The organism is Vibrio algicola (genome assembly GCF_009601765.2).
In the GTDB taxonomy this organism is placed as follows: domain Bacteria; phylum Pseudomonadota; class Gammaproteobacteria; order Enterobacterales; family Vibrionaceae; genus Vibrio; species Vibrio algicola.
In genome coordinates this window covers 2,130,464-2,155,871 of record NZ_CP045699.1, presented here as the reverse complement: position 1 = coordinate 2,155,871, position 25,408 = coordinate 2,130,464, and the positions used below count along the sequence as shown (strand labels likewise).

At 42.6% G+C, this 25,408-nt stretch carries 24 protein-coding genes and 9 tRNA genes; 19 read left to right on the top strand and 14 right to left on the bottom strand.

The genetic code is table 11. The features are described 5' to 3' along the window. Positions 1–24: 24 nt before the first annotated feature. Positions 25–1,275, top strand: coding sequence for a uracil-xanthine permease family protein (locus GFB47_RS09810; protein ID WP_153447819.1), 1,251 nt, complete (start codon positions 25–27; stop codon positions 1,273–1,275). 173 nt (positions 1,276–1,448) lie between these two features. Here GFB47_RS09810 and GFB47_RS09805 read toward each other — a convergent pair whose 3' ends face one another. Beyond that, positions 1,449–2,390 (bottom strand): LysR family transcriptional regulator, encoded by a 942-nt coding sequence (locus GFB47_RS09805; RefSeq protein ID WP_153447818.1) that lies wholly within the window; start codon positions 2,388–2,390, stop codon positions 1,449–1,451. A gap of 28 nt (positions 2,391–2,418) precedes the next feature. Next, on the bottom strand, positions 2,419–3,507 hold the full coding sequence (gene epmB / locus GFB47_RS09800; protein ID WP_153447817.1) for an EF-P beta-lysylation protein EpmB: 1,089 nt from the start codon (positions 3,505–3,507) through the stop codon (positions 2,419–2,421). Between the two features lie 33 nt (positions 3,508–3,540). On the opposite strand from epmB, the gene efp reads away from it, so the two are divergent. Continuing rightward, on the top strand, positions 3,541–4,107 hold the full coding sequence (gene efp / locus GFB47_RS09795; RefSeq protein ID WP_153447816.1) for an elongation factor P: 567 nt from the start codon (positions 3,541–3,543) through the stop codon (positions 4,105–4,107). A 448-nt stretch (positions 4,108–4,555) separates the two neighbouring features. Here the strand turns inward: efp and GFB47_RS09790 are convergent, their stop codons facing one another. Continuing rightward, positions 4,556–5,620, bottom strand: coding sequence for a nickel/cobalt transporter (locus tag GFB47_RS09790; RefSeq protein WP_153447815.1), 1,065 nt, complete (start codon positions 5,618–5,620; stop codon positions 4,556–4,558). Positions 5,621–5,632: 12 nt separating this feature from the next. Next, entirely contained in the window at positions 5,633–6,256 is a 624-nt protein-coding gene (locus tag GFB47_RS09785) for a DUF1007 family protein (RefSeq protein ID WP_153447814.1), read from the bottom strand. 226 nt (positions 6,257–6,482) lie between these two features. On the opposite strand from GFB47_RS09785, the gene znuA reads away from it, so the two are divergent. After that, on the top strand, positions 6,483–7,358 hold the full coding sequence (gene znuA / locus GFB47_RS09780) for a zinc ABC transporter substrate-binding protein ZnuA (RefSeq protein ID WP_233282229.1): 876 nt from the start codon (positions 6,483–6,485) through the stop codon (positions 7,356–7,358). 57 nt (positions 7,359–7,415) lie between these two features. Continuing rightward, the gene (locus GFB47_RS09775) at positions 7,416–8,039 is read left to right on the top strand and encodes a DUF1007 family protein (RefSeq protein ID WP_153447812.1); all 624 of its coding nucleotides are present in this window, start codon (positions 7,416–7,418) and stop codon (positions 8,037–8,039) included. A gap of 84 nt (positions 8,040–8,123) precedes the next feature. On the opposite strand, the gene GFB47_RS09770 is transcribed toward GFB47_RS09775, so the two are convergent. The 5 genes from GFB47_RS09770 to frdA form a co-directional block, all read right to left on the bottom strand. Continuing rightward, positions 8,124–9,578, bottom strand: a complete 1,455-nt coding sequence (locus GFB47_RS09770; protein WP_153447811.1) for a DASS family sodium-coupled anion symporter — start codon at positions 9,576–9,578, stop codon at positions 8,124–8,126. 297 nt (positions 9,579–9,875) lie between these two features. Next, on the bottom strand, positions 9,876–10,238 hold the full coding sequence (gene frdD / locus GFB47_RS09765; RefSeq protein ID WP_153447810.1) for a fumarate reductase subunit FrdD: 363 nt from the start codon (positions 10,236–10,238) through the stop codon (positions 9,876–9,878). A gap of 9 nt (positions 10,239–10,247) precedes the next feature. Next, a complete protein-coding gene (gene frdC / locus GFB47_RS09760; protein WP_153447809.1) occupies positions 10,248–10,631 on the bottom strand; it encodes a fumarate reductase subunit FrdC in 384 nt (127 codons plus the stop codon). A gap of 1 nt (position 10,632) precedes the next feature. Next, positions 10,633–11,373 (bottom strand): succinate dehydrogenase/fumarate reductase iron-sulfur subunit, encoded by a 741-nt coding sequence (locus GFB47_RS09755; RefSeq protein WP_153448209.1) that lies wholly within the window; start codon positions 11,371–11,373, stop codon positions 10,633–10,635. 5 nt (positions 11,374–11,378) lie between these two features. Next, positions 11,379–13,193, bottom strand: a complete 1,815-nt coding sequence (frdA, locus tag GFB47_RS09750; RefSeq protein WP_153447808.1) for a fumarate reductase (quinol) flavoprotein subunit — start codon at positions 13,191–13,193, stop codon at positions 11,379–11,381. Between the two features lie 432 nt (positions 13,194–13,625). Here frdA and GFB47_RS09745 point away from each other — a divergent pair, with 432 nt between their 5' ends. From GFB47_RS09745 to epmA, 3 genes are all read left to right on the top strand, one after another. After that, complete coding sequence (locus GFB47_RS09745; protein WP_153447807.1) at positions 13,626–13,892, top strand: hypothetical protein; 267 nt, start codon at positions 13,626–13,628, stop codon at positions 13,890–13,892. Positions 13,893–13,929: 37 nt separating this feature from the next. After that, positions 13,930–14,373 carry a hypothetical protein gene (locus GFB47_RS09740; RefSeq protein WP_153447806.1) on the top strand — a complete coding sequence of 148 codons (444 nt, stop codon included), beginning with the start codon at positions 13,930–13,932 and terminating at the stop codon, positions 14,371–14,373. Between the two features lie 84 nt (positions 14,374–14,457). Beyond that, on the top strand, positions 14,458–15,429 hold the full coding sequence (gene epmA, locus GFB47_RS09735) for an elongation factor P--(R)-beta-lysine ligase (RefSeq protein WP_153447805.1): 972 nt from the start codon (positions 14,458–14,460) through the stop codon (positions 15,427–15,429). A 143-nt stretch (positions 15,430–15,572) separates the two neighbouring features. On the opposite strand, the gene GFB47_RS09730 is transcribed toward epmA, so the two are convergent. The 3 genes from GFB47_RS09730 to rsgA form a co-directional block, all read right to left on the bottom strand. After that, on the bottom strand, positions 15,573–16,286 hold the full coding sequence (locus GFB47_RS09730) for a glycerophosphodiester phosphodiesterase (protein WP_153447804.1): 714 nt from the start codon (positions 16,284–16,286) through the stop codon (positions 15,573–15,575). Positions 16,287–16,392: 106 nt separating this feature from the next. Beyond that, a complete protein-coding gene (gene asd / locus GFB47_RS09725) occupies positions 16,393–17,292 on the bottom strand; it encodes an archaetidylserine decarboxylase (RefSeq protein ID WP_153448208.1) in 900 nt (299 codons plus the stop codon). Between the two features lie 128 nt (positions 17,293–17,420). Then, positions 17,421–18,473: a small ribosomal subunit biogenesis GTPase RsgA gene (rsgA, locus tag GFB47_RS09720; RefSeq protein ID WP_153447803.1), complete on the bottom strand. Its 1,053-nt coding sequence runs from the start codon at positions 18,471–18,473 to the stop codon at positions 17,421–17,423. Positions 18,474–18,580: 107 nt separating this feature from the next. Between rsgA and orn the strand changes: the two genes are divergently transcribed. The 10 genes from orn to GFB47_RS09670 all read left to right on the top strand — a co-directional run bounded on the left by orn (position 18,581) and on the right by GFB47_RS09670 (position 20,806). After that, positions 18,581–19,144, top strand: coding sequence for an oligoribonuclease (orn, locus tag GFB47_RS09715; protein ID WP_153447802.1), 564 nt, complete (start codon positions 18,581–18,583; stop codon positions 19,142–19,144). Positions 19,145–19,315: 171 nt separating this feature from the next. Beyond that, positions 19,316–19,391: transfer RNA gene (locus GFB47_RS09710), tRNA-Gly, on the top strand. Positions 19,392–19,586: 195 nt separating this feature from the next. Then, positions 19,587–19,663: transfer RNA gene (locus tag GFB47_RS09705), tRNA-Met, on the top strand. A 48-nt stretch (positions 19,664–19,711) separates the two neighbouring features. Next, positions 19,712–19,787: transfer RNA gene (locus GFB47_RS09700), tRNA-Gly, on the top strand. 163 nt (positions 19,788–19,950) lie between these two features. Further along, a tRNA-Met gene (locus tag GFB47_RS09695) sits at positions 19,951–20,027 on the top strand. 48 nt (positions 20,028–20,075) lie between these two features. Continuing rightward, a tRNA-Gly gene (locus tag GFB47_RS09690) sits at positions 20,076–20,151 on the top strand. A 79-nt stretch (positions 20,152–20,230) separates the two neighbouring features. Next, positions 20,231–20,307 (top strand) — tRNA-Met (locus tag GFB47_RS09685). A 48-nt stretch (positions 20,308–20,355) separates the two neighbouring features. After that, a tRNA-Gly gene (locus GFB47_RS09680) sits at positions 20,356–20,431 on the top strand. A gap of 79 nt (positions 20,432–20,510) precedes the next feature. Beyond that, a tRNA-Met gene (locus GFB47_RS09675) sits at positions 20,511–20,587 on the top strand. 143 nt (positions 20,588–20,730) lie between these two features. Beyond that, a tRNA-Gly gene (locus GFB47_RS09670) sits at positions 20,731–20,806 on the top strand. 393 nt (positions 20,807–21,199) lie between these two features. Here the strand turns inward: GFB47_RS09670 and GFB47_RS16690 are convergent. Beyond that, entirely contained in the window at positions 21,200–21,325 is a 126-nt protein-coding gene (locus tag GFB47_RS16690) for a hypothetical protein (RefSeq protein ID WP_267904232.1), read from the bottom strand. A 255-nt stretch (positions 21,326–21,580) separates the two neighbouring features. After that, on the bottom strand, positions 21,581–22,699 hold the full coding sequence (queG, locus tag GFB47_RS09665) for a tRNA epoxyqueuosine(34) reductase QueG (protein ID WP_153447801.1): 1,119 nt from the start codon (positions 22,697–22,699) through the stop codon (positions 21,581–21,583). A gap of 367 nt (positions 22,700–23,066) precedes the next feature. Here queG and tsaE point away from each other — a divergent pair, with 367 nt between their 5' ends. Next, positions 23,067–23,531: a tRNA (adenosine(37)-N6)-threonylcarbamoyltransferase complex ATPase subunit type 1 TsaE gene (tsaE, locus tag GFB47_RS09660; protein ID WP_153447800.1), complete on the top strand. Its 465-nt coding sequence runs from the start codon at positions 23,067–23,069 to the stop codon at positions 23,529–23,531. 35 nt (positions 23,532–23,566) lie between these two features. Then, on the top strand, positions 23,567–25,291 hold the full coding sequence (locus GFB47_RS09655; RefSeq protein WP_153448207.1) for a LysM peptidoglycan-binding domain-containing protein: 1,725 nt from the start codon (positions 23,567–23,569) through the stop codon (positions 25,289–25,291). Positions 25,292–25,408 lie beyond the last annotated feature (117 nt).

The window sequence follows — 25,408 nt, the reverse complement described above, 5'->3', positions numbered from 1 at the left end:
TTCATATCAAAAGAAGGGTGATGTATGTTACAGGTTTTACAAGGTGCTCAAATGTTGTTTGTCGCATTTGGCGCGCTGGTATTAGTACCGTTATTAACTGGGCTTGATCCCAACGTTGCACTATTTGGTGCCGGTCTGGGTACTTTGATTTTTCAGGTGATCACTAAGCGTAGCGTTCCAATTTTTCTTGCCTCTTCTTTAGCTTTTATCGCTCCGATTATTTATGGTATCCAAATGTGGGGCGTACCAAGTATGCTCGGCGGCCTGATGACAGCCGGTGCGGTTTATGTGTTATTAGGTGCGGTGATCCGCATTCGTGGGGTTGGTTTTATTCATAAATTACTACCACCAGTTGTGGTTGGCCCAGTGATCATGGTGATCGGTTTAGGGCTTGCGCCAGCAGCGGTTAACATGGCAGTCGGTAAAAGTGGTGATGGCGGGGTGCAAATTGTGGCGCATGATGCCGCATTGTGGATCTCGGCAATTTCACTGTTCGTTACCATATTACTAAGCGTATTTGGCAAAGGCTTTTTTAAGTTAGTGCCTATTTTAGGTGGCATTACCTCGGGTTATATCGCCAGTTTATTTTTGGGGGTAGTTGACTTTACCCCAGTACAACAAGCGGCATGGTTGGCACTGCCTAACTTTACCTTCCCTGAGTTTAATATTAACGCCATGTTATTTATGATCCCGGTAGCCATTGCACCGGCAGTCGAGCATGTGGGCGATATTCTGGCGATTTCCAATGTGACCGGTAAAGATTACCTTAAAAAGCCGGGCCTACACCGCACTATGATGGGCGATGGTTTTGCCACTATGGCGGCATCGATGTTTGGCGCGCCACCGAATACCACTTATTCAGAAGTAACTGGCGCGGTAATGCTGACCAAAGCATTTAATCCAGTGATCATGACATGGGCTGCGGTAACGGCGTTAGTGTTGGCGTTTGTGGGTAAACTGGGCGCGATTTTACAAACTATTCCTGTCCCTGTCATGGGCGGTATTATGACCTTATTGTTCGGCTCGATTGCGGTGGTGGGCTTAAACACCTTAATTAAAAACCAAGTCGATCTGCATAAATCACGCAATCTTGTGATCGTGGCGGTGACCTTAGTGTTTGGTATCGGTGGCATGGCATTTGGTATTGGAGAGTTTAGCTTACAGGGTGTGAGCTTAAGCGGTATTGTGGCGATTTTATTGAATCTACTATTACCAAAAGATCTTGGCGAAAACCATGTAGTAGACAGTGCTCAAATGGAAGTGGATAAAGAATAATACCAATTCAAGAAACTTAATGATCTCTCTATATTGTTGGTGATGAAAAATGTCAAAGAACAGGGACGTTCTTTTTCAAGTGCCCAAGGAGGGTTTAAACGTTTTTTCTTAATCAACAATATGAGCGAGAAAGTTAATGTATAGTGTTGTTTGCTATTTAAGAACTCTCAATTTTACGCTATTCCCATCACCTCAATCCTCTCGGCGATCAACTTGCCACACTCTTGTTTTACGACTTTTCTGAGCCACTCTTGTGCGGGTGAATGATGACAGCGATCATGCCAAATCATCGAATAATCAAATGGCTCGAGACGAAACGGCAAGGTCTTAATGATTAAGTTGTAACGCTTAGCCACTAAGTAGGCCAGATCGGCCGGAACGGTGATAATCAAGGGAACGGTATTGATTATCGCAAGAGCGGCTTCTAAATGATAAGAGCGTAAAACCAGTTTGAGCTCGGGTTGTTCAGCTAATGCATCATCAATCAAGGCTTTAACACCGTCACTGATCGCGATCATGGCATGACGAGCGTTTAAGTAATCCTCTAAAGTGAGCGTTTTTTCTGCCAGCGGATGAGACTTTGAGACTAAGCAAAACACACTGACTTTACCAAGCACTTCGCTGTGCAAAGGTGCAACCGCATAAGTTGGGCGACAGATCGCCAGATCGGCCCCTTGGGTGGTCAACTGTTGAGTCAATTGACCATGTTGTAATGGCATCAATTCTAATCTAATGTCGGGCGCTTCTTGGTAGATGCGTGGCAAGGCAAACGGCAAAATAGTCTGAGTGGCATAATCGGTCGCGGCAATAGTGAATTTTTGCTGACAAGCTTGGGGTGCAAAATCTTGCGGTGATAATAAATCGCGTAAATTTTCTAATGGCGTGGCTAAAGAGCGATTAAAATCGAGTGCTTTTTGGGTAGGGATTAACGATTGCCCCTGGCGGGTAAATAACGGATCGTCGAGCAATAAACGTAAGCGAGCTAGAATTCGACTCATGGCAGACTGGCTTAGATTCAAACGCACCGCCGCTTTACTGACGCTGCCTTCTTCGATCAATATGCGTAGCGCAACTAATAGATTTAAGTCGCGGCGATAGATATCTTCAAGTTCCATCTCAATGCTTCCGTTAATGCGAATAAAATTATGACAAGTGCAAATCGAGCGGGGTTTTGCTTTTCTCTCCGCCTATTTCACGGGCAAGTTTTGGCACCAAATAGCCTGAAACTTGCGTCAGTAGTCCAGCCATGATTTCTCGTGCTCGCTTATCACTAACAAAGAAATGCGCCGCGCCTTGGACTTTATCTAACACATGTAAATAATAAGGTAACACGCCAGCTTGGAATAAAGCTCGACTGAGATTAGCTTGCGCTTGCACCTCATCGTTCACCCCTTTTAATAATACACTTTGATTGAGTAACATCACCCCAATCTGCTTGAGTTTATTTAACGAGTGAGTGAGATCGTGATTGATCTCATTCGCATGGTTGATATGAGTCACCATCACCACTTGTAGCCGAGTGTTGTGCAATAGTTGGCATAATCGCTCAGTGATCCTGGCGGGGATCACCACAGGTAAGCGGGTATGAATGCGCAGGGTTTTAATATGCTCAATGGCGCTGATCGCATCAACTAACCATTGCAACTCTTGATCTTTGGCCATCAAAGGATCTCCGCCCGACAAGATCACTTCATCTAGCTCAGGATGGGCGGCAATATAATCTAAGCTGATTTGCCACGCGCTTTTATTGCCTTTGTTATCTTGATAAGGAAAATGGCGACGGAAACAATAACGACAGTTAATCGCACACCCCCCTTTGACTATCATTAATACTCGGCTTTGGTATTTATGCAACAAGCCCGGAATATCGTTATCTTGTTCATCAAGTGGGTCGGTTGAGTAACCTTCATGCACTTCAAATTCTTCACTTAAAGGCAGCACTTGACGCAATAGGGGATCGTGTGGGTTGCCTTTTTCCATTCTATCGACAAAACTTTGTGGTACTCGTTGGGCAAAAAGTTGACGTGCTTTTATGCCTTCAAGCCATGGCGCAGCATCAATTTCAAGTTGAACGAGTAATTGTAATGGATCCGAAATGGCACCATTGAGCTGCGTTAACCATTGATTTGGGTCATTAGAATGCTCTTGTAATGGCTTTTGTGAGCAACAAGACGAGGAATTTAGGCTGTTTTGCTCAACAGACTCGACTTTTCGGGTTATGATATGCGGCATTGAAATTAACTCAAAGATCTGTAAGAGGACATCATGGCTACAGTTAGCACTAATGAATTCAAAGGCGGTTTAAAATTCATGTTGGATAATGAGCCTTGCTCAATCATCGACAACGAATACGTTAAGCCAGGTAAAGGCCAAGCGTTTAACCGCGTAAAACTGCGCAAACTTTTGTCTGGCAAAACGTTAGAGAAAACGTTCAAATCGGGTGAAAGCTTTGAACAGGCTGACGTGGTTGATGTTGAACTCGGTTACCTATACAGCGATGGTGAATTCTACCATTTCATGAACAACGAAACGTTTGAGCAAATCGCAGCTGATGTAAAAGCGGTTGGCGATATGGCGAAATGGTTAGTTGAAAATGACGTTTGTACTCTAACGTTGTGGAATGATACCCCGATCACAGTCACTCCACCAAACTTTGTTGAACTAGCGGTAACAGAAACCGATCCTGGCCTTAAAGGTGATACTCAAGGTACTGGCGGTAAACCAGCGACATTGAGCACTGGCGCCGTGGTTCGTGTACCACTCTTTATCGCCATTGGTGAAGTAGTGAAAGTGGATACTCGTACTGGTGAATATGTTGGTCGTGTTAAGTAATTTTCATCGTACTAAGTTTAATTCACACTCTATGTTTCAGACGACATCCCATACCTGATCCTAAGCGAAGAAGATACGGGATCTCGCTTTTTATCTTACTGATGAATTAAGAGCGAGATTCCGGATAACTCGTCCCTCGTTTCCGGAATGACTAATATTGTTATTAATCATTAATTTAATGATGGGGTAATGATAGCGAGGGGAGATATAAAAAAGCGAGTCACTTCCATTTTGAAGTGACTCGTTTTTTTTTGTTGCTTAGTTGATTATACCCATTCCATAAATGTAATGCTCGTTCAAAATTGAGTACAGAGAAAAGTGTCAAAGGCCATGGATGGCCTTTTCTCAAGCGACCAAGGACGGATCAGCGTCTTTTCGGCGTATTCAAATTGAGCAAATATTAAATGGAATTGATATCAGTTGCTTAGTTGAGTGATTGGTTTTAAATTTAGCGTAAAAATGGCGCTACGGCGAAGTTCTGAGTTTGCGCCATAAGCAAGCCAATAATGATCAACAATAAGCCGGCAACCGTTTTACCTATAAGTGAGACATACTGCATATTAAATCGAGAGCTGCCTTGATAGATCTGAATGATCTTCTTACCAGACAGGGTTAATAAGGCAATAGCTGAAATCGTCAACGCAGTACCTATTCCCATTAAAAAGCTGCTTAATACCCCGAGCCAGTACAATCCCATCACATGCGAAAACAGCAACACCATGATCGCACCCGTACAAGGGCGCATGCCTATCCCCAGAATGATCAATAAGTATTGTTTAAAGTTATTGGCATTATTAATGTCATCGGCTGCCACGAAATGCTGGTGGCCACAACCACAGTTTGCATCGTGCTGATGGGTTGTATCGTAACTCTGCAGATTGAGTGATGAGGTGAGCGGTTGCATCGAATGAGCAGCGTCAGTTATCGGCGTCATTTTTTGTATTGATAATCCGGCAGGCTCGCGATTCTTACGCGCTTTGACAAAGTTTTTAACCCCATTATAAATCATCAATATGCCCAGTAATGCCATGATCAACGAACTAGCATCCATAAAATAAAACGATTTATTGTTCACTTCACGCATCGAGGCATTAAATACCCATAATAATGTCGTGACTAAACAAATCGCGACTAACGCTTGAGTGATAGAGGCGGTCACCGTCAACCATAAGCTGGTTTTTACTTTGGTTGGGTGGGTCGATAAGTAGGTAGTGACGATCACTTTGCCATGGCCTGGGCCGAGCGAGTGCAAAATCCCATAAGCAAAACTTAACCCCGAGAAATATAAAATAGCGTGCAGATTATTTGATTTACTTTCAATCAATAAGTTAGCCAGTACATCATTGATTTCTTTTTGCCAATGCATACTTTGCACCAGCAAGTAAGGCCAGATTTGATAGAGAAAATACAATAAACCAGTGAATAACAATGCCAAGATAAAAAACAGGGCATTAGGATTGGTTTTTCTCGCAGTCAACTTCGCTGTTGATGTTGACGGTTTAATAGTGAGCATGAATATCAGCCTTTATTGACAGTTAAGGTGAATGGTTTGGGCAAATAACTGCCCGAGTGGTATGTCAGGCACTACATCCGGTGGGAGCGAGGCTGCATACATCATTTGTTTTGGACTTGGATTGGCCTTATCAATAGATGCTTGGCAATGTGATTTTAATTGATCCGAAAATTGGATTGATGACGTATTTTTCCATGACATATCAACATAATAGGTCGGTTCATATATTTTCAAGGTTAGGTTTTTACTGCTGATTGGTACCGGTTGAGCTAACTCTAAATCAAACGATAAGATCAACCTTTTCTTATCATAGCGATAGTTTGCTCGCTCCGCTTCTAAATAACGAATAGGTGTCTCACCTTGGTAGAAATAGGTGTAGTAATGCTCATTTAACAGGTTTTTAATCACATTATCGGCCAATGATTGTAAGGTTTTATCTATGTGTGGCGGCGACGTATCGAGTCCGTCAAGGTTATAAGCACTGATGATCGGATCGTAACGCCAACTCATGGAAATTTTATCAATGCTTTTCCCATCACCATGGAATGTGGTTTGCATATCAATCCAAGCGTGCGGGTGCGCATTGGCTGATAGCGGCAGTAAGACGAAAAAGAGAAATAACGAGATAACTTTCATTGGGTGCCTGTTTAGATTGATTGACAAAAAATGATGGGCTTAGAAAGTAGAATAGTACTTGTCACTTGTTGCCACGCCAACCTTTTCGAGAGTTTTTCTCATTCATATTTTGAAACACTTTAATTGTTATGATATAACATAATAAATATTTTTGTTGTTTCTATAAATAAACGAGGTTGAAATGCGCTGTTTTCTATCAAAGATCCAAACATGTATTGTTATATTATTGACTGTTTTTACGCATAATAGTTTCGCTAAATCGGATGTTAGCCCTAAGGTTTTAGCTTCAATCAAGCCGCTTGCTTTGATTAGTAATGAAATTACTCAAGGGGTAACCGAAGCCGATGTGTTGCTGAATAAAACCGCAAGCCCACACGATTATGTTTTAAAACCTTCCGACATGGTGAAGTTAAAGCAAGCCGATTTAGTGATTTGGGTTGGGCCCGTCCTAGAGCATTTTCTCAACAATACCTTAACGGATGCTTCAAATTCATTGGCATTGTCTGCTCAACCTAGTATTGAGTTCCAGCACTTTACCCATGAAGGGCAAATTTCTATTGGCGATTTTGAGGATGGTGATGGCGACTTAAATCCACATATTTGGTTGGGGCCAGATCAAGCGCTGCAAGCGGCAACGGTGATAGCCAACCGTCTGTCACAAATCGATCCTCAGCATAAAGAGCAATATCAAACCAACTTGGTGAAGTTTAAACTTAACTTACAACATACGGTCGACAGCATTCAACAGCAATTGGCCTCAGTGCGCGATCAAGGATATTTTGTTTTCCATGATGGGTATGATTATTTTGAAAACAAATTTGGTTTGGATAATTTAGGTTATTTTACCGTTGATCCTGAGCGCAAGCCTGGCGCTAAAACAGTGGCAAAGATTCATCAAGCGTTACTGAGCCATAAAGCCGTCTGCGTATTTTCTGAGCCGCAATTTACCCCAGCCATCGTGACCACGGTAATCCAGGGTACGCCGGCAAAACATGGCGAGGTTGATCCACTTGGCAGCGATATTAAAATTGAACCTGGTGCCTATTTTAACTTCTTAACCTCAGTCGCCACGGGTTTTAAGTCGTGTTTACAGCAAGGATAAGACGGGGTTCTGTTTTTATCGTATGATAAGCCTCTATCAATCATCATAGGTTTTACAATGAAACGATATGGGCTGTTATTACTGATGTTCTGGGTGTGCTTGCCAGTACAAGCGCACCCTCATTCATGGATTAGCATGAAAACAAAAATAGTGGGTAGTGATGGTTATATCACGAAGCTTTCTATGGCTTGGCAGATGGACCCTATGACATCGGCTTATGCACTCGATGGTGAAGATGTTTCTCCGGCTAAAATCAAAAAAACCTTAGATGCGTTAGCTTATGAAGCGGTCAGTAATATGTACCAACAGCATTATCTGACTCAAATGCTGGTGGGGAATAAATCGATTGATTTTGTCAAAACGAGCAAAGGGCATTATCGATTAGATGGCGCGAAGTTGACCTTGATGTTTGATTTAACCCTGCAACACCCAATCCCATTATCAAGCTCAGATATTCGATTACAAGTGTATGAGCCAACCTATTATGTGGATATGGAGTGGCAGAAGGCATCGGATGTGAGTTTATCGGAGCAGCTAGCAAAGCAATGCAAAACCACGCTAGTGCAACCACATCCGACCGCTAAACAGATTAGTTATGCCGCTTCAATACCAATTGATGTAACAGGCGATCCTGATTTGGGGAATCTATTTGCTCAAACGATCAAGCTTGATTGTCACTAACGAGGGCAATACCTCAAAGATAAAACAAAGCGAGCCACTTACATTGAAGTGGCTCGCTTTTTTTTACCGCTCAATATCGACGATTTAAGCAACGCCAAGTATGTTCCACCAACTTAAGCCAACCGCCATAAAGGCAATCGCACCAACAATGGAAATCACTAAGCCGATTTTCATCCATTCGCTGTCAGTGTGGTAACCGTAACCGAGCAATAATGGGTTACGTGCATGGCTATAAGTCGCCAAGTTACAACCAATATTCATAATACCGGCAATCGCTAATACCGCCATTAAAGGTGATACGTGCAATGATACTAATGCCCCTAAAATTACCGGACCTAACGCCACAACTTTCGCGGTTGCCGAAGCAAAGAAATAAGCGGTAAATAGGAAGAAAGACATCATCGCCAGCAGGAAGATAATGGCACTGGCACCGCCTAAATGGACGGTTAGGAAGTTTGAAACCATATCGCCAACCCAGTTTGTAAAGCCCAGTGTTTTTAAATTATCGGCCATACCCATTAATACCGAGAACCACACTAAGGTATCCCATGCACCTTTCTCGCCTTTAATATCATCCCAGCTTAATACGCCAAAGACCAATAAAGCGGCAAGGCCAATGAAGGCTGCAGTCGTAGCATTTAAATCAAATGCCGCACCGCCAACCCAAAGCACAATTAAACCAATAAAAACGCCAACCAGTTTCCATTCACTTAATGAGACCGAACCCATTTTGCTTAGTTCACCTTTGGCAAATTTAGGTGCTTCAGGTGTTTTCTTAGTTTCTGGGTTAATGGTTTTATAAAGTACAAATGGTAGTAACACCAACAAGAATAAAGCGGGAACCAATAAGTACAGCGCCCAATCGGTAAAGGTTAACGTAATACCTGCCACGCTTGAGGCAATACCGACTAGGGCTAAGTTACCGGCAAAACCAGTTTGAAAACCAATGGCGGAGGCATCGTTCATCGCACTTGATGATGAAATTAAGAATTGACCTAATTTACGATCTTCAGCATTGACGGTTTTAGCGAGTGAATCGGCGATTGGCGACACAATGGCAGAACGCGCAGTGTTACTTGGCGTTGCTGGTGCAATTAAGAAATCGGCGATGCCTAAGCAATAAGCGATGCGTAATGTCGATTGACCAAATTTACTCAGCAGCATCAAGGCAATACGACGGCCTAAACCGGTTTTAGTAAAGGCGCGAGCAATCATAAAGGCGATGACGATCAGCCAAATTAAGCCGTTATTAAAATCGGTCATCGCGTTTTTGATCGCAAGCGCGCCATTCACTTCGCCGCCTGCTTTTAAGGTGGCATAGCAAGCAAGGCTTAATATTGCCAGCGAACCAGTTGGCATCACATTGGCAACAATTGCCGCAATGGTAGCGATGAAAATAATCGCAGTATGATAGGCCGGTTGCGCTAAGCCAGTTGGTGCATCAAATTGCCAAACAATGGCAGAAAGGATCAAAATGACAAAAAATGGGATCGGTTTTACTGCCAACCAGTTGGTTGATTTATCAAAGGGGGTATTCATATTTTTTAATCTCAGTTACAACAAACGACTAAGAGATAATGAAGCTTGGATGATATCACCATATCCAAAATAAAATGGATTGCGTGTCTCGTTGCTTGAAAATCACCGTCAAGGAAACGGTGAAGGGGCTATCTATGATGTTTTCATTCCGTGAAACAAGTATGTCCTATCGGGATAACTTTACACCTGCGTGCGTGATAAACACGACGGCCAATGTTTAAGTCTACCCATACCACAATCTAGTACCTTTTATCTTCGAGTAACGAGGCTTGAGATCCCAAGCCTCGTAATTTTCTTTTATAGTAAGAAAATAAACACGATAGCTAATACGCTAACAATTGCCGCAATAACATAACAAGCAATTTTGCCAATTAAGCCAGTGTGGAATTTTAGGTCGTGCATGCCGTGATGAACACGGTGCATTGCATGCCACATTGGTAGCGCAATAGAGGCGATTAAAAATAATCCGCCAATAAAGCTGCTAGCAAAAGCATGAGCTCTTAAGAAGTTAAAGGTGCCCATATCGAACACACCTAACGGCATTAAGATGCCAAGTACTAAAATCGTTACAGGGGTGATCATGGCGAACCATGTACCGCCAGCGCCAAATAAAGACCACCAAATTGGCTCGTCTGAACGTCTTGGATTTGGATTAATCATGTCTATCTCCTACACCAAAGCCAATACAATCAATGAGATCACAGCAACTGCGCCCCATTGTGCGGCAATAATTACTTTCGGGCTCAGTAGTTTACCTTTTACGCGAATAGGCATTACTTGAGGCATCATGCTAAAGAAGGTGGTCGCATGGAATAAGCTGCCTGCCAGTGCCACGATGTTAATCGCGATCACCAGTGGATTTTGCATAAAGTGCTGCCACTCAACCCAAGATTGTGGGCCTTTCACTAAACTTGCAAGGCCACATAGCATAAACAATGTGAACAAGATTAATGGTAGAACGGTTGCTTCACGAACCATGTAAAAACGGTAGAACGGATGTTTGCTCCACCAAGTACGCTCCATTGCGCGAACATAAGGCTTACGTTTGCTCATCCTAGATCTCCTCAGACTTAAACATAGAGATAACGAAATCCATTGAAGATTCTACTTTGCCTTGGTTTACCGCAGCAGCAGGATCGACATGTTTTGGACAAACCACTGAACAGTAACCAACAAAGGTACAACCCCAAGCGCCATTTTCACTGTTGATCAGTTTCATGCGCTCTGCTTTACCGTTATCACGGTTATCGAGGTTGTAACGATGTGCAAGGGTTAGTGCCGCAGGACCAATGAACTCTGGGTTCAAACCAAATTGAGGACAAGCCGCGTAGCAAAGACCACAGTTGATGCAGTTAGCAAATTGCTTATACTTTTCCATCTGTGCTGGAGTTTGCTTGTTGGTGCCATCTTCAGGTTTACGGTCGTTACCAATAATGTATGGCTTGATCGCTTCCAAGCGCTCGATGAAAGGGCTCATATCAACGATAAGATCTTTCTCGATTGGGAAGTTAGCTAAAGGCTCAATCGTGACGCCATTTGGGTAGTCACGCATAAAGCTTTTACAACCAAGTTTTGGCACGTTATCCACCATGATGCCACACGAACCACAGATCGCCATACGGCAAGACCAGCGGTAAGACAGATTTTTATCAAGGTGATCTTTGATATAACCAATCGCATCTAAGATTGATGTTGTGTCATCACAAGGGACTTCAAATGTTTGTAGGTATGGCGCGTCATCCACTTCTGGATTGTAACGTGACATATGTACTTTTTGCATACGGGTCGCAGTTATTGACATTATTTGGCTTCCTTCGCTGCAGCGGCTTCTTTGGCGGCGGCTTCTTCAGCAGCAGCACCATATAAGCGAGCTTTAGGTTGAGATTTGGTGATTTTTACTGCGCTGTAATCGATCACTGGTGCTGCATCTTCTTGGTAGAAAGAAAGCGTGTGCTTCAAGAAGTTGTCATCATCACGAGTTGTACAACCTTCGTCTAAACGCTGGTGAGCACCACGAGATTCAGTACGACGAATCGCAGATTGAGCCATCGCTTCAGCAACATCTAAGCCGTAACCAATTTCAATCGCGTAAAGCAGGTCGGTGTTAAACACTTGGCCTTTATCTTTAATGCTGATTTTCTTGTAACGAGCTTTAAGTTCAGTCAGCTTGTCGATCGTCGCTTGCATTGATGCTTCTTCACGATAGATACCACAACCGGCTTCCATTGAGTGGCCCATTTCAGTACGAATATCTGACCAGCTTTCATCGCCTTCTTGATTCATCAGTGCCGCGATACGAGCTTCAACCGCTTGCATTTGAGTTTTGATGCCTTCCTCATTCCAGCCTTTGAATTCTTTAGCGCGATCAGCGGCATTTTCACCGGCAACACGACCAAAGACAACAAACTCGGCTAATGAGTTAGACCCTAAACGGTTTGCGCCGTGTAGACCAACTGATGCACATTCGCCTACCGCAAAGAGACCTTTAATTTGAGTCTCACATTGACCATTGGTTTCAATACCGCCCATGGTGTAGTGCACGGTTGGACGAATTGGAATTGGCTCTTTAGCTGGATCAACGTTGACATAAGCTTTAGCAAGTTCACAAATAAACGGTAGACGCTCATTTAAGTACTCTTCACCTAAGTGGCGCAAATCAAGCATCACCACATCACCTAGTGGGTGCTTAATGGTGTTGCCTTTTTGCATTTCGTGCCAGAACGCTTGAGAAACTTTATCACGCGGACCGAGTTCCATGTATTTGTTCTTAGGCTCGCCAATAGGGGTTTCAGGACCCATGCCGTAATCTTGTAGGTAACGGTAGCCGTCTTTATTGACGATGATACCGCCTTCACCACGACAACCTTCCGTCATCAAGATGCCAGTGCCAGGTAGGCCGGTTGGGTGATATTGAACAAATTCCATATCACGTAGTGGTACGCCGTGACGGTAAGCCATTGCCATACCATCGCCGGTTACAATACCGCCATTGGTGTTGGTATGGTAAACACGACCTGCGCCACCTGTAGCAAGAACCACAGACTTTGCTTTAATCGCCACCAATTCACCTTCAGACATGTGAATGGCAACAATACCTTGTGCTTCTTTCGCGTCATTCTCTCCATCAACCAGAAGGTCGACAACAAAGTATTCGTCGAAACGTTTGATATTTGGGTATTTGATAGAGGTTTGGAACAGAGTATGAAGCATGTGGAAGCCAGTTTTATCGGCCGCAAACCAAGTGCGTTCGATTTTCATGCCACCAAAACGGCGTACGTTTACATCGCCATTTTCTTTACGGCTCCAAGGGCAACCCCATTGCTCCATTTGGATCATTTCACGAGTAGAATTCGCAACGAAATATTCAACAACATCCTGTTCACATAGCCAATCACCACCACCAACGGTATCGTTGAAATGGTTGTCTAAGCTGTCTTCTTCCTTGATAACTGCTGCTGAACCGCCTTCGGCAGCAACCGTATGTGAACGCATAGGATACACTTTTGAAATCAGTGCAACTTCAAGTTCAGGGTTTGCTTCTGCTGCCGCAATTGCAGAACGTAAGCCAGCGCCGCCGGCTCCGATTACTGCGATATCTGTGGTTATGACTTTCACAGTTATCCTCCAGAGTTGGTGTGTTCTAATACTGAACACGATTGGAAAAATAGTTTTTGTTTTTGCTAGGAGTAATTGTAGGTAATTCAACAGCAGAATAAATTGATCTGACAAGGTATATGGTGGTAATTCATAATACTAAGTAGGTAATAAGTAGTTAAAAATGTTACATCACGCGTGTTTTCAGATTTTTAATGAGTGGCATCTATTCATTGAATGAAATTGTGTTTGTTTTTAAAGTTTATTGCTTAGTTAGGGGCTGTTGATCTTTCGTGGTTGTTTTGCCTCGATTAAAAGGCTTTTATCTCGAACAAAATTGAATCACAAAAGATCAACCGCCCCTAGTTTTACATTAATTTACAGCTTGATTTGTTGGCTCTGGCTATAAAACCCTCTATGGTGTGCGCACTCATTCCCGAATAAGAATATCTAATGAATCACCTGTCACGCTTTGTCACTTTATGCTTATGTGCCGTCGCTTTATTGTTACCGACAATATCGATGGCACAAGTGAAAGAAGAAAAAGACAAACTGCCGGAAGATCCGACTAAAGTCGTGACGCAAGTGGGGATCAGTTACAGCAGTTCAGTGCATATTATGGGTTCGGTTAATGTCGGTAATACCAAGAAAATTAATGCTAGTATTAGCCCTGATGGTGATGAGTGGCGCTTAGGCGGTTCTTGGTTCTTGGTTATTTGATATTGGCATAGTGAATTTTAATTTTGGCAAACACCAAATGGATCATGGCGCCGAGCAAACCAACTATAGTGCCGGCACTTTTGTTCCGCTAAGTTATTTTAATTTTGAACCCCTTGGCTGGCAGTTATTTGTTATGGGGGGAGCAAATTACAATGATGGTGATGCTGCCTGTGAAGTAAATAAAGATGATTGCGCTGAAACCAGTGATAACTTTGACGATGATTATGTATTAACCCCCAGTCATTCTGCTGGTGGTTATGTCGGCATGAAAGCAATGAAACCTCTAGGTAAAGACTGGACATTAATCGCAGCGACGGCTTATTCTCGCGGTTCGGATGATTACTCTGGTTATGTGTTTGGCGGCGGAGTGGGTTACCATATTACCAAGCATCAATCGCTCAGTTTACATGGTAAGGTGCAGCATAATAGTTATGGCGACGACGATAAAATTGGTATTGGGTATAAGTATCAATTTAATTAAACCTTTCTAACTGAAGAACGGTTGTGCTTTCTTTGTTATGCCACTCGATTTATTATCACGCCTCTATTTCATCAATGAGATTTTGTGATGCACACTTGGCAACCTTCCGCTTCTATTCCTCAGCTTCAACAACGAGCACAAGTCATTCAAAGGATTCGCGCCTTTTTTAGTGAGCGCAATGTGTTAGAAGTGGACACCCCCGCCATGAGTCATGCCACCGTGACTGACGTGCATCTGCATACTTTTAAAACCGAGTTTGTTGGTCCTGATTATGCGCATGGTCAAACGGTGTTTTTGATGACCAGCCCCGAGTTTCACATGAAGCGCTTATTGGCAGCGGGCAGTGGCTGTATTTATCAAATCAACAAAGCCTTTCGCAATGAAGAAAATGGCCGTTATCACAACCCAGAGTTCTCTATGTTAGAGTGGTATCGAGTTGGATTTGATCATCATGATCTGATGGCGGAAATGGACGCATTATTACAAGCGGTTTTAGCCTGTGAAAGGTGTGAGAAAATCACTTACCAACACGCTTTTTTACAAGTACTAAAGGTGTGTCCGCTTGAAGCGTCAATGACTGAATTGAAAGTGGTCGCAGCGCAATTAGGGTTGCAAGATATTGCCGAGCCAGAAGACAATCGAGATACCTTATTACAGTTATTATTCAGTGTCGGAGTTGAAGCGAAAATAGGGCAGAACGTTCCCGTCATGGTGTACGATTTTCCGGCCTCACAAGCGGCACTGGCTAAGATAAATCAACAAGATCCAAGAGTGGCCGATCGCTTTGAAGTGTATTTTAAAGGTATTGAACTGGCTAATGGCTTCCATGAACTGGACGATGCTAAGGAGCAATTAGCCCGTTTTGAACATGACAATCAGCAGCGCATTCAAATGGGGTTAAACCCACAACCGATTGATCACCATTTAATTGCCGCACTTGAAGCTGGTTTGCCGCAATGCGCCGGGGTGGCATTAGGGATTGATCGCTTAATTATGCTGGCGATCGGGGTGGATCATATCGATCAAGTAACCGCGTTTTCTTTTCCAAGGGCTTAAATTAAGATATTGATCGTTAATCGCTTAATTTTGTCAGCTCGGAAGAGGCTATTCGTGAGCTCGCTTTTATTGGTTATAGAATAATAAGCGAGCCCCCTTATCTGTTGTGACTCTCGTATCGAATGATTTGATTTATGACAGATTCACAGCCACTTAAAACCACTCGGCTGAGCAAACTGCGCGATTGCCTCTGCCGGACAATCACAAAACACCCCATCGACACCAATATCCGCTAACCATTGCCAATCTTCAGGCTGATTAACGGTATACACAAATACCGACAAACCTAATTGCTTGGCATGATGAACGTAATCCTCATCCACAATATCCAGATCGAGGTTAATACTTGTCGCCCCCAGATCTTTGGCAAATTGCGATTTATCTATACCCTTTGAGGCACTTAGTGCGCCGAGTAACCATTGTGGTTGTTGTTGTTTTATCTGCTTTAACCAATCGTGCTTAAAGGACGAAATAATTAACTGATCAGCGTCGAAATTGCATTGTTCAAGCGCGAAATCAAGATGGTGATAAAGCAATTCAAGATGTTGAACCCCTTTGAGTTCAATGTTTAATGCACATTTTCCATCAATCAGTTTCAACACTTCGATTAAGGTTGGAATGGTTTCGGTTTTGGCCACTTTCACTTTTTTGAGTTTCTCAGCACTAAGCCAATGCAATTTACAAATATGGTCAGTGGTGCGATTAAGCCATTTGTCGTGGATCACCCAAAATTGACCATCGTGCTCCTGCACATCGATTTCAATTGCTTGGCAACCAACATCTAATGCAGCTTGAATGGCAGACAGTGTGTTTTCTGGATGAGTTGAGCGTGCGCCACGGTGAGCGATGATGAGCATAATAGTTAACCACCATTGTCAGTATTCATAACGGATATCATAAGTATATAAAAAAGGGTGAACATTTATCATACTCACCCTGATTGGTTGTTCTTATATTATGTATTTATTTGGCAATATCGGTATTTTCAGCATTGTTTTCCGCTGCTTCAGACACATTGTTGTGAGCATAAGGCGTACCCAGTACGGTTTTTTCACCTTCTTGCATGCTGTTATCAAAGCGAATTGAGTCTTTAGAAAATAGGTTAATCACGGTTGAGCCTAATTTAAAGCGACCCATTTCCTCACCTTTTTTGATGGTGATAGCTTGTTCGCCTTCGTAGTTCCAACGATGCACCGACGATCCGGTTGGTGGGGTAATGGTGCCACCCCAAATGACTTCAATGCTGCCGACAATCGTTGCGCCAACCAGTACTTGCGCCATTGGGCCAAACTCGGTATCAAAGATACACACTACACGCTCATTACGGGCAAATAAGTTCGGTACATTCGCGGCAGTTAATGGATTGACCGAGAATAAATCCCCTGGGACATAAATCATCTGACGCAGCACACCATCGCATGGCATATGGACGCGATGATAATCACTTGGTGATAGGTATAAAGTGGCAAACTCACCGTCAGTAAATTCTTCTGCTAATGCGGCATCGCCACCTAATAATTCTTGCGCAGAGAAGTCATGGCCTTTAGCTTGAATTAAACGACCATTTTCAATTGGGCCAAATTGACTTGTACGAGCATCGGCAGGGTGAACAATCACATTCTCACCTTCTGCAATTGGGCGCATGCCATCTTTAAGTTCACGAACGAAAAACTCGTTAAAGCTATTAAAATAAGCTGGATCAGAGTGAACAGCTTCATCCATGTTGACTTTGTATTGTTTAATAAACCAACGGATCACTGCGGTGCTTAAACTGCCCATTTTAGCAGAGGCTAATTTGCCCATTAGGCGAGTTAAACCATGTTGCGGGATCCAATATTGCAAAGTTACTTTAATTTTATCTATCACGTTGTTATCCATTCTTATCAGGGCTTTCGGTTTGACTCTATAACAGAGTTAAATGAAAGGGACGATAGTATTATTAAAACTCGACCTCTGTCAGAGTTTTCATTTGACGTTACTTAATGTGAATTTTACAAATCTTTCTTGTTTTTAGAAAAGGTTCGATTGGCTTTATTTTCGCCCATGCTTTCGATAATACGATGGTAGTTATCAAAGCGAATACGATGAATCGTGCCTTTTTCGACTGCATCACGAATGATACAGCCAGGGTCATCATTATGCTTACAGTCGCGGAATTTACAGCCGCCTAAGTAAGGGCGAAACTCAATAAAGGCTTGTGTGACTGCATCAGCCTCTAAGTGCCATAAACCAAATTCACGCACCCCAGGTGAGTCGATTAAATCACCACCTTTAGGGAAATGATATAAACGTGCGGTAGTGGTAGTGTGTTGACCTAAACCGGAGTTCTCCGATACTTCCCCTTCGAGTATTTGCACTTCTGGGATCAGCGCATTGACTAGGCTGGATTTACCCACACCAGATTGACCAACAAAGATATTTAAGCGATCAATTAGAGCAGTTTGTAGCTGGTCTAAACCTTCTTCTGTTTCACGGCTGACGAACAATACCTCATAACCAATCGATTGATAATGACTGAGCGCTTTTTGATATTGTGCCAGCTCACCTGCTGGAATAAGGTCGGTCTTATTTAATACGATTAATGGTGCGATCTGTAAGGTTTCTGCTGCAATCAGGTAGCGATCAATAATGTTTAATGATAGTTCTGGCAAAACAGAAGCAACAATTACCATTTGATTGACATTTGAAGCAACTGGCTTAATTCCATCGTAATAATCAGGACGAACCAGAATAGAGGTTCTTGGTTCTACCGCCTCAACCACGCCTGAAATGCCCGCCATCGATTCTAAACCAGGGCGCCAAATAACGCGATCGCCCGTCACTAAGCTTTCAATGCCACGACGTAAATTACAACGATGGATCTCTCCGCTCTGTGTATCTTCGATATCGGCATGTTGACCAAAGCGAGTGATCACCAATCCTTTTTGCAATTCACCCAACATTTCATCATCCCATTGGATGGAATCTTCGCGTTTGAGGCGTTTGCTTTGATTAGTGCGTACTTGACGTACTTGACCTTTAGTCAGCTTTTTCTTCTTAGCCACAGGTAATATATATTCCGTAATAATTAAGAGGGTTTTGGATTTAACCCTAGCAGGGTATGATACACCTATTATGTCTTAAATAGACAATTCATCGAATAGGAAATGCTATGACACAGTCTCAAAATCCTAAGTTTCATCAAGATAACTTAATTTGGGTTGATCTTGAAATGACTGGATTGGATCCAGAAACGCATAAAATCATCGAAATCGCTTCGATTGTTACCGATAGCGAATTAAATATTTTAGCTGAAGGTCCAATGCTGGCTATCCATCAATCGGAACAAGAATTGGCAAAAATGGATGATTGGTGCACTAACACCCATACTAACAGTGGATTAGTGAAGCGTGTGCAAGAGACTACTGTGACAGAAGATGATGCAATTGCTCAAACTATTGCCTTTTTAGAGCAATGGGTACCAAAAGGGAAATCACCAATTTGTGGTAATAGCATTGGTCAAGACCGTCGTTTTTTATATAAACACATGCCATTGCTGGAAGAATACTTCCATTATCGCTACCTTGATGTCAGCACGATTAAAGAATTAACACGCCGCTGGCAGCCAGAAACTTTAGAGGGTTTCTCTAAAAGTGGCAGTCATTTAGCATTAGATGACATCCGTGAGTCGATTGCTGAATTGAAATATTACCGTTCAACAGTGTTTAAAATCTAACGCTTTTGCAGGCAATAAGAGCAATTTGTTTTATTTTCAATCAATCAAACAATTATTTTCATTTTTTTGCAAACTAGGGCTTGCATCAAAATCAAATGCTCTTATAATTCGCACCCCTAAACGGAGAAACTGTTTAGACCTGCGAATCTCTGAAATAGTGAGAAACGTTATGCGACACTAGCTCAGCTGGTAGAGCGCAACCTTGCCAAGGTTGAGGTCACGAGTTCGAGCCTCGTGTGTCGCTCCAAATTTTAAAACGAAATACGAGAGTGCTTGTGGCAGAGCACATCCTTGCCAAGGTTGAGGTCACGCCTAAGCCTTGAAGATCGGGAGTCTCGTGTGTCGCTTCAAATAAAAAGACTTTTAGTTTATGCGAATTTAATTTCGAAAGCTGGAAGTCTCTAGATTAGAGACTCGATTCTAATCAACTAAAAAAATCGGACGCGGGATGGAGCAGTTTGGTAGCTCGTCGGGCTCATAACCCGAAGGTCGTAGGTTCAAATCCTGCTCCCGCAACCACATTAGTTTTCATTGTTATTTTATAACGATGAGAGCACATAGTTTAACGCGACACTAGCTCAGCTGGTAGAGCGCAACCTTGCCAAGGTTGAGGTCACGAGTTCGAGCCTCGTGTGTCGCTCCAAATAGTAAACGAAACACGAAGCGCTTGTGGCAAAGCGCATCCTTGCCAAGGTTGAGGTCACGCCTAAGCCTTGAAGATCGGGAGCATCGTGTGTCGCTCCAATTTCTTTTAAGAAAGATATTGGAAGGTAAAGTTCTCATTGTACTTAACAATGACATCCGGACGCGGGATGGAGCAGTTTGGTAGCTCGTCGGGCTCATAACCCGAAGGTCGTAGGTTCAAATCCTGCTCCCGCAACCACATTAGTTTTCATTGTTATTTTATAACGATGAGAGCACATAGTTTAACGCGACACTAGCTCAGCTGGTAGAGCGCAACCTTGCCAAGGTTGAGGTCACGAGTTCGAGCCTCGTGTGTCGCTCCAATTTAAAATGAAGTTGAGTTACTCAGTTTCTTTTAAGTGGAAGGTAAAGTTCTCATTGTACTTAACAATGACATCCGGACGCGGGATGGAGCAGTTTGGTAGCTCGTCGGGCTCATAACCCGAAGGTCGTAGGTTCAAATCCTGCTCCCGCAACCACATTAGTTTTCATTGTTATTTTATAACGATGAGAGCACATAGTTTAACGCGACACTAGCTCAGCTGGTAGAGCGCAACCTTGCCAAGGTTGAGGTCACGAGTTCGAGCCTCGTGTGTCGCTCCAATTTAAAATGAAGTTGAGTTACTCAGTTTCTTTTAAGTGGAAGGTAAAGTTCTCATTGTACTTAACAATGACATCCGGACGCGGGATGGAGCAGTTTGGTAGCTCGTCGGGCTCATAACCCGAAGGTCGTAGGTTCAAATCCTGCTCCCGCAACCACATTAAAAGATTTTGTGAAAACGCTATAGCTCGTCGGGCTCAGCACTTCATAAAATCGGCGAAGGACGTAGATTTAAACCCTGCTTCTGGAACCACATTAGTTTTCATTGTTATTTTATAACGATGAGAGCACATAGTTTAACGCGACACTAGCTCAGCTGGTAGAGCGCAACCTTGCCAAGGTTGAGGTCACGAGTTCGAGCCTCGTGTGTCGCTCCAATTTGTAAACGAAACACGACGCGCTTGTGGCAAAGCGCACCCTTGTCAAGGTTGAGGTCACGCCAATACCTTGAAGATCAGGGAGCCTCGTGTGTCGCTCCAATTTGTAAACGAAACACGACATGCTTGTGGCAGAGCGCATCTTTGCCAAGGTTGAGGTCACACCTAAGCCTTGCCTCTTTGCTTAAAGAGAAGCAGGAACCTCGTGTAGCCTAATTAAAAATAAAAAACGATCTCATCTGAGATCGTTTTTTATTCCCTGCAATATAGTGATTTGCATACCGCGAATCGATTTCATCGTTAATCCATAATTAATGGATTATAGCTCTTTTTAGTTTGACTCCTTACCTTGATGTTAGTGTCACTTCTCAAGTTGTCATACTCTCAAAACGATTACCCGCTGTAAGCACCGTTTTTATTGGTGATGAAAAAGCTATCTACAAGTTTATCCACAGATTGATTTTTGTGGATAACTTGGTGTGTAAGTTGTTTTTTAGCCGTTGATATTTCGATATTCATTTGGATCTTTCTGGTTTTTAATAAATTAAAAAGCGAATTAAATCATCATAAGCTATTGTTTTTTATATTAAAAAAAAAGTAACTGTATAAAAGATCAGGTTCAATAAAAGATCTTTATTTAATTTTTACTTGATCTTTATCATGAAATTTGAATGTGTTTAACTTTTCGTTACACCTTGTCACGTTGCCTATCTTGATACTTTTTCCACATTACAATTTTTTTTGAGATCAGTATCACTATCCTCGGCTTGGGTGTTAAGCATCGCGCGGTAAACCTTTCTCAATAATTCTGACTAACCGCTCCAATTTAATGTTTCTTACCGCGACTTCTTTTTTGTTGTCTTGCTGCTCTAAAGCCCAATGGATATGAACATCTAATAGCGCATTTAACCCTAACCTTGCATTTAAGGCGTCATAAATTTTGTTCTGATAAGGGGCATTGCCTAAAGCAATCGCGATATTTCTTAGCCATTGAATATGACCAATTCGGCGAATAGCAGAGCCTTCCATATTTTTTAGGAAAGCCGCTTCGTCCCATGTAAATAATCCGATGAGATTACTGTCATTAAATATAGGGCGTCGATGGAAACTGTCTTGTTCGGTAATATCGCCTTCACGGTTCCACGGGCAAACTAACTGGCAATCATCACAACCATAAATTCGATTACCCATCTTGCTGCGTAACTCTTCTGGGATCACGCCATCAAACTCAATGGTGAGATAAGAAATACATAGACGAGCATCCACCACGCCATCACTTAATATCGCCCCAGTCGGGCAAGAGGTGATACAAGCGGTACATTTTCCACATTGATTGCTCTGCGGTTCATCAACTGGAAGAGGAAGATCAATCAGTAGTTCACCTAAGAAAAACCAAGAGCCTTTATCTTTATCAAGAATAAGCGAGTGTTTTCCTGTCCAACCAAGTCCGGCTTTTTGAGCTAATGGACGTTCTAAAATAGGTGCGGAATCTACGAATGGGCGATAACCAAAAGCGCCAACTTCTTGTTCAATACGCTGACCGAGCTTTTTCAGTTGGTTACGCATTAATTTATGATAGTCACGACCTAATGAGTAACGACTAATATAAGCTTGGGTAGGATCGGCAAGGTTGGCGGCAAACTGGGCTTGCGGTGGAAGGTAATCCATTCGCACGCTGATCACTCGCACTGTGCCAGGGTGAAGTTCGGCCGGACGCGCACGCATCATGCCATGTCTTGCCATCCAGTCCATGTTGCCATGGTGACCTGCATCTAACCAGCGCTGCAGTTGAGCTTCATGTTCGGATAAATCGACATCACAGATCCCCACTTTTTGAAAGCCAAGCTCTTGGCCCCACTGTTTGATGTTTTGTGCAAGTTCGGTGTAATTCATGGCGGTTGGCTTTTAAGTGATAATCGAGGGCAGATTTTAACCAATCTAATCCAGGGTTGCGATGGCTCTTAATGGTTATTTATTAATTATATTCTTTCGCCAATCTTACTTGAGCCACTTCTTGCCAGAGTGCTCTTAATTCTGCATCTTGACCTTACTTGGGTATAGATAGCAGAATAAAGCGGATATTGAGTTAAATTCTGACACTTTGTTTAGAATTTATTGGCAATATGTAGAATAATGACGTGCTTAAGAGAATATTACTCTTAACACTGTATTTAAACTCTTTTTATACCCACTGAAATTGAAGCTTTATGTTGGTGGGTATATAGCGTTAGACCATTACCTTTTGATGAGCAAGAGTAACATGACAAAAATCAAACAAGCATTATTGATGGATGAAGCCGCTACTATAGATTTAGGGACTCAATTAGCCCATTTATGCTCACAACAAACTACGATTTATTTGCATGGTGATCTTGGTGCTGGAAAAACCACATTCAGTCGTGGTTTTGTTCGAGCATTAGGTCATCAAGGCAATGTAAAAAGTCCAACGTATACCTTAGTTGAACCTTATATATTAGATAAATGGCAGGTCTATCATTTTGACTTGTATCGCTTGGCCGATCCTGAAGAGTTGGAGTTTATGGGGATCCGAGATTACTTTACCCCAGATGCGATTTGTTTGGTTGAGTGGCCTGAAAAGGGCGAGGGCATTTTGCCGCTGGCCGATTTAGATATTGAATTGCGCTACATTGAAACCCATAGACAAGTGGTGTTGACCGCCAATAATGAATATGGACAATCTTTATTAAGCGAGTTGACGCTGTGATTAAATTAGTTAAAGCAAAAACTTTCTTTTTAGTCATGATACTGGCGGCTTTTTCATCGACCGTATGGGCTAATTCTTTAAATACTATTCGTGTATGGCCCTCAGCAACCGATACCCGTGTTGTGATGGACATGGGAAGTGAACCCACCTTTAGTTATTTTACCCTCTCTGGGCCTAACCGTTTAGTCGTGGACATTAAAAACACCAGTTTAAAAACAAAACTACCCGTCAAAGTTACCGATAGCCCTGTTTTGACCAAAATTCGTCGCAGTGGCGCGCCGGTTGCTTCAACTTATCGGTTAGTGTTTGAATTAAAATCGAAGCAAAATCCTGAAGTGTTTAAATTAGCCCCTACCGCCAATGGTCAATATGGTCATCGTTTGGTGGTGGATTTTAAACATGGATCAGCGGCAGTTAGCAACCAAAAATCAGGGCAATTTAGCCATACTTTGCCGGTAGTCGCTAAACCAACAGTAATAAAACCTGCGACTAAACCTCAAGCAATACCGAGTACAGTGTCGAGAACTCCAACTCGAATTATAGTGGCGATAGATCCTGGGCACGGAGGCAAAGATCCAGGCTCTATTGGCCCAACCCGAAAATATGAGAAAAACGTCACGTTAGCGATCGCTAAAAAAGTGGTGAATGATCTTAATAAGAAGACCCCTAATATTCATGCGATATTGACGCGTAAAGGGGATTATTACGTTAACTTAAATGAACGTTCAGAGATCGCACGTAAGAATAAAGCGCTGTTATTAGTGTCAATCCATGCTGATAGTTACACCACATCAGGCCCGCGTGGTGCGTCGGTGTTCGTATTAAGTACTCGTCGAGCCAATACTGAAATTGGTCGTTGGGTGGTAAAAAAAGAAGAGCAATCTGAGTTATTGGGCGGTGGTGGTCTATTGCTAGCCAAAAATGCTCATGATAAAAACGTCAGCCAAACGGTACTCGATCTCCAATTTGGCTATTCACAAACTGAAGGTAACAAGCTAGCACTGCATGTGATCAAGCAATTGCGTCAAGTAACACGGATGCATACCTCTAAACCCGTTTATGCCAGTTTAGCGGTTTTGAAGTCTCCTGATATTCCATCAATCTTGGTTGAAACTGGTTTTATTTCCAATCCTGCGGAAGAGAAGTTATTGGTGCAAAACTATCATCAAAATCAACTTTCAGGAGCTATATCTAAGGCTATTCAGCAATACTTTAAAGATAACCCAGTACAAGGAGCAATGGTGGTTAATCATGCTTCTTCTGGCACTCACAAAGTAAAAAGTGGTGAATCGCTTTCGGTTATCGCTAAGAAATACAACATCAGCACAGCCAATCTAATGCAGTGGAATAACTTAAAAAGCTCGAGCTTAAAGGTGGGGCAGCAATTAAAAGTAACCGCACCAAGCACAACGGCTTCCACTTCAAGCACTCAAGCTTCTTCGTTGTCAATCGGTACGCAAGACATTACTCATGTGGTTCAACGTGGGGATTACTTAGGTAAAATAGCTGAAAAATACAATGTATCGATCAGACAAATTAAGGCACAAAACAACTTGCGCAGCAATACGCTAAAGTTAGGTCAGAAGCTTAAAATCGCGGTGCCAAAATCGACTAAGACCGTCACGCACCAAGTAAAAAGTGGTGAATATTTAAGTGGTATCGCACAAAAATATAACGTCAAGGTGAGCGAAATCCGTAAAGCCAATAATTTGCGCTCTGATAGTTTGGCGGTGGGTCAGAAGTTAACTATTCCTCAATAAGCAATAAGCAATAAGCAATAAGCAATAAACGATAATCTGAGATAGCGTTAAACATTAAACATTAAACATTAAACATTAAACATTAAACGTTTGTTGAGGTATTAGTATTCATAGTGA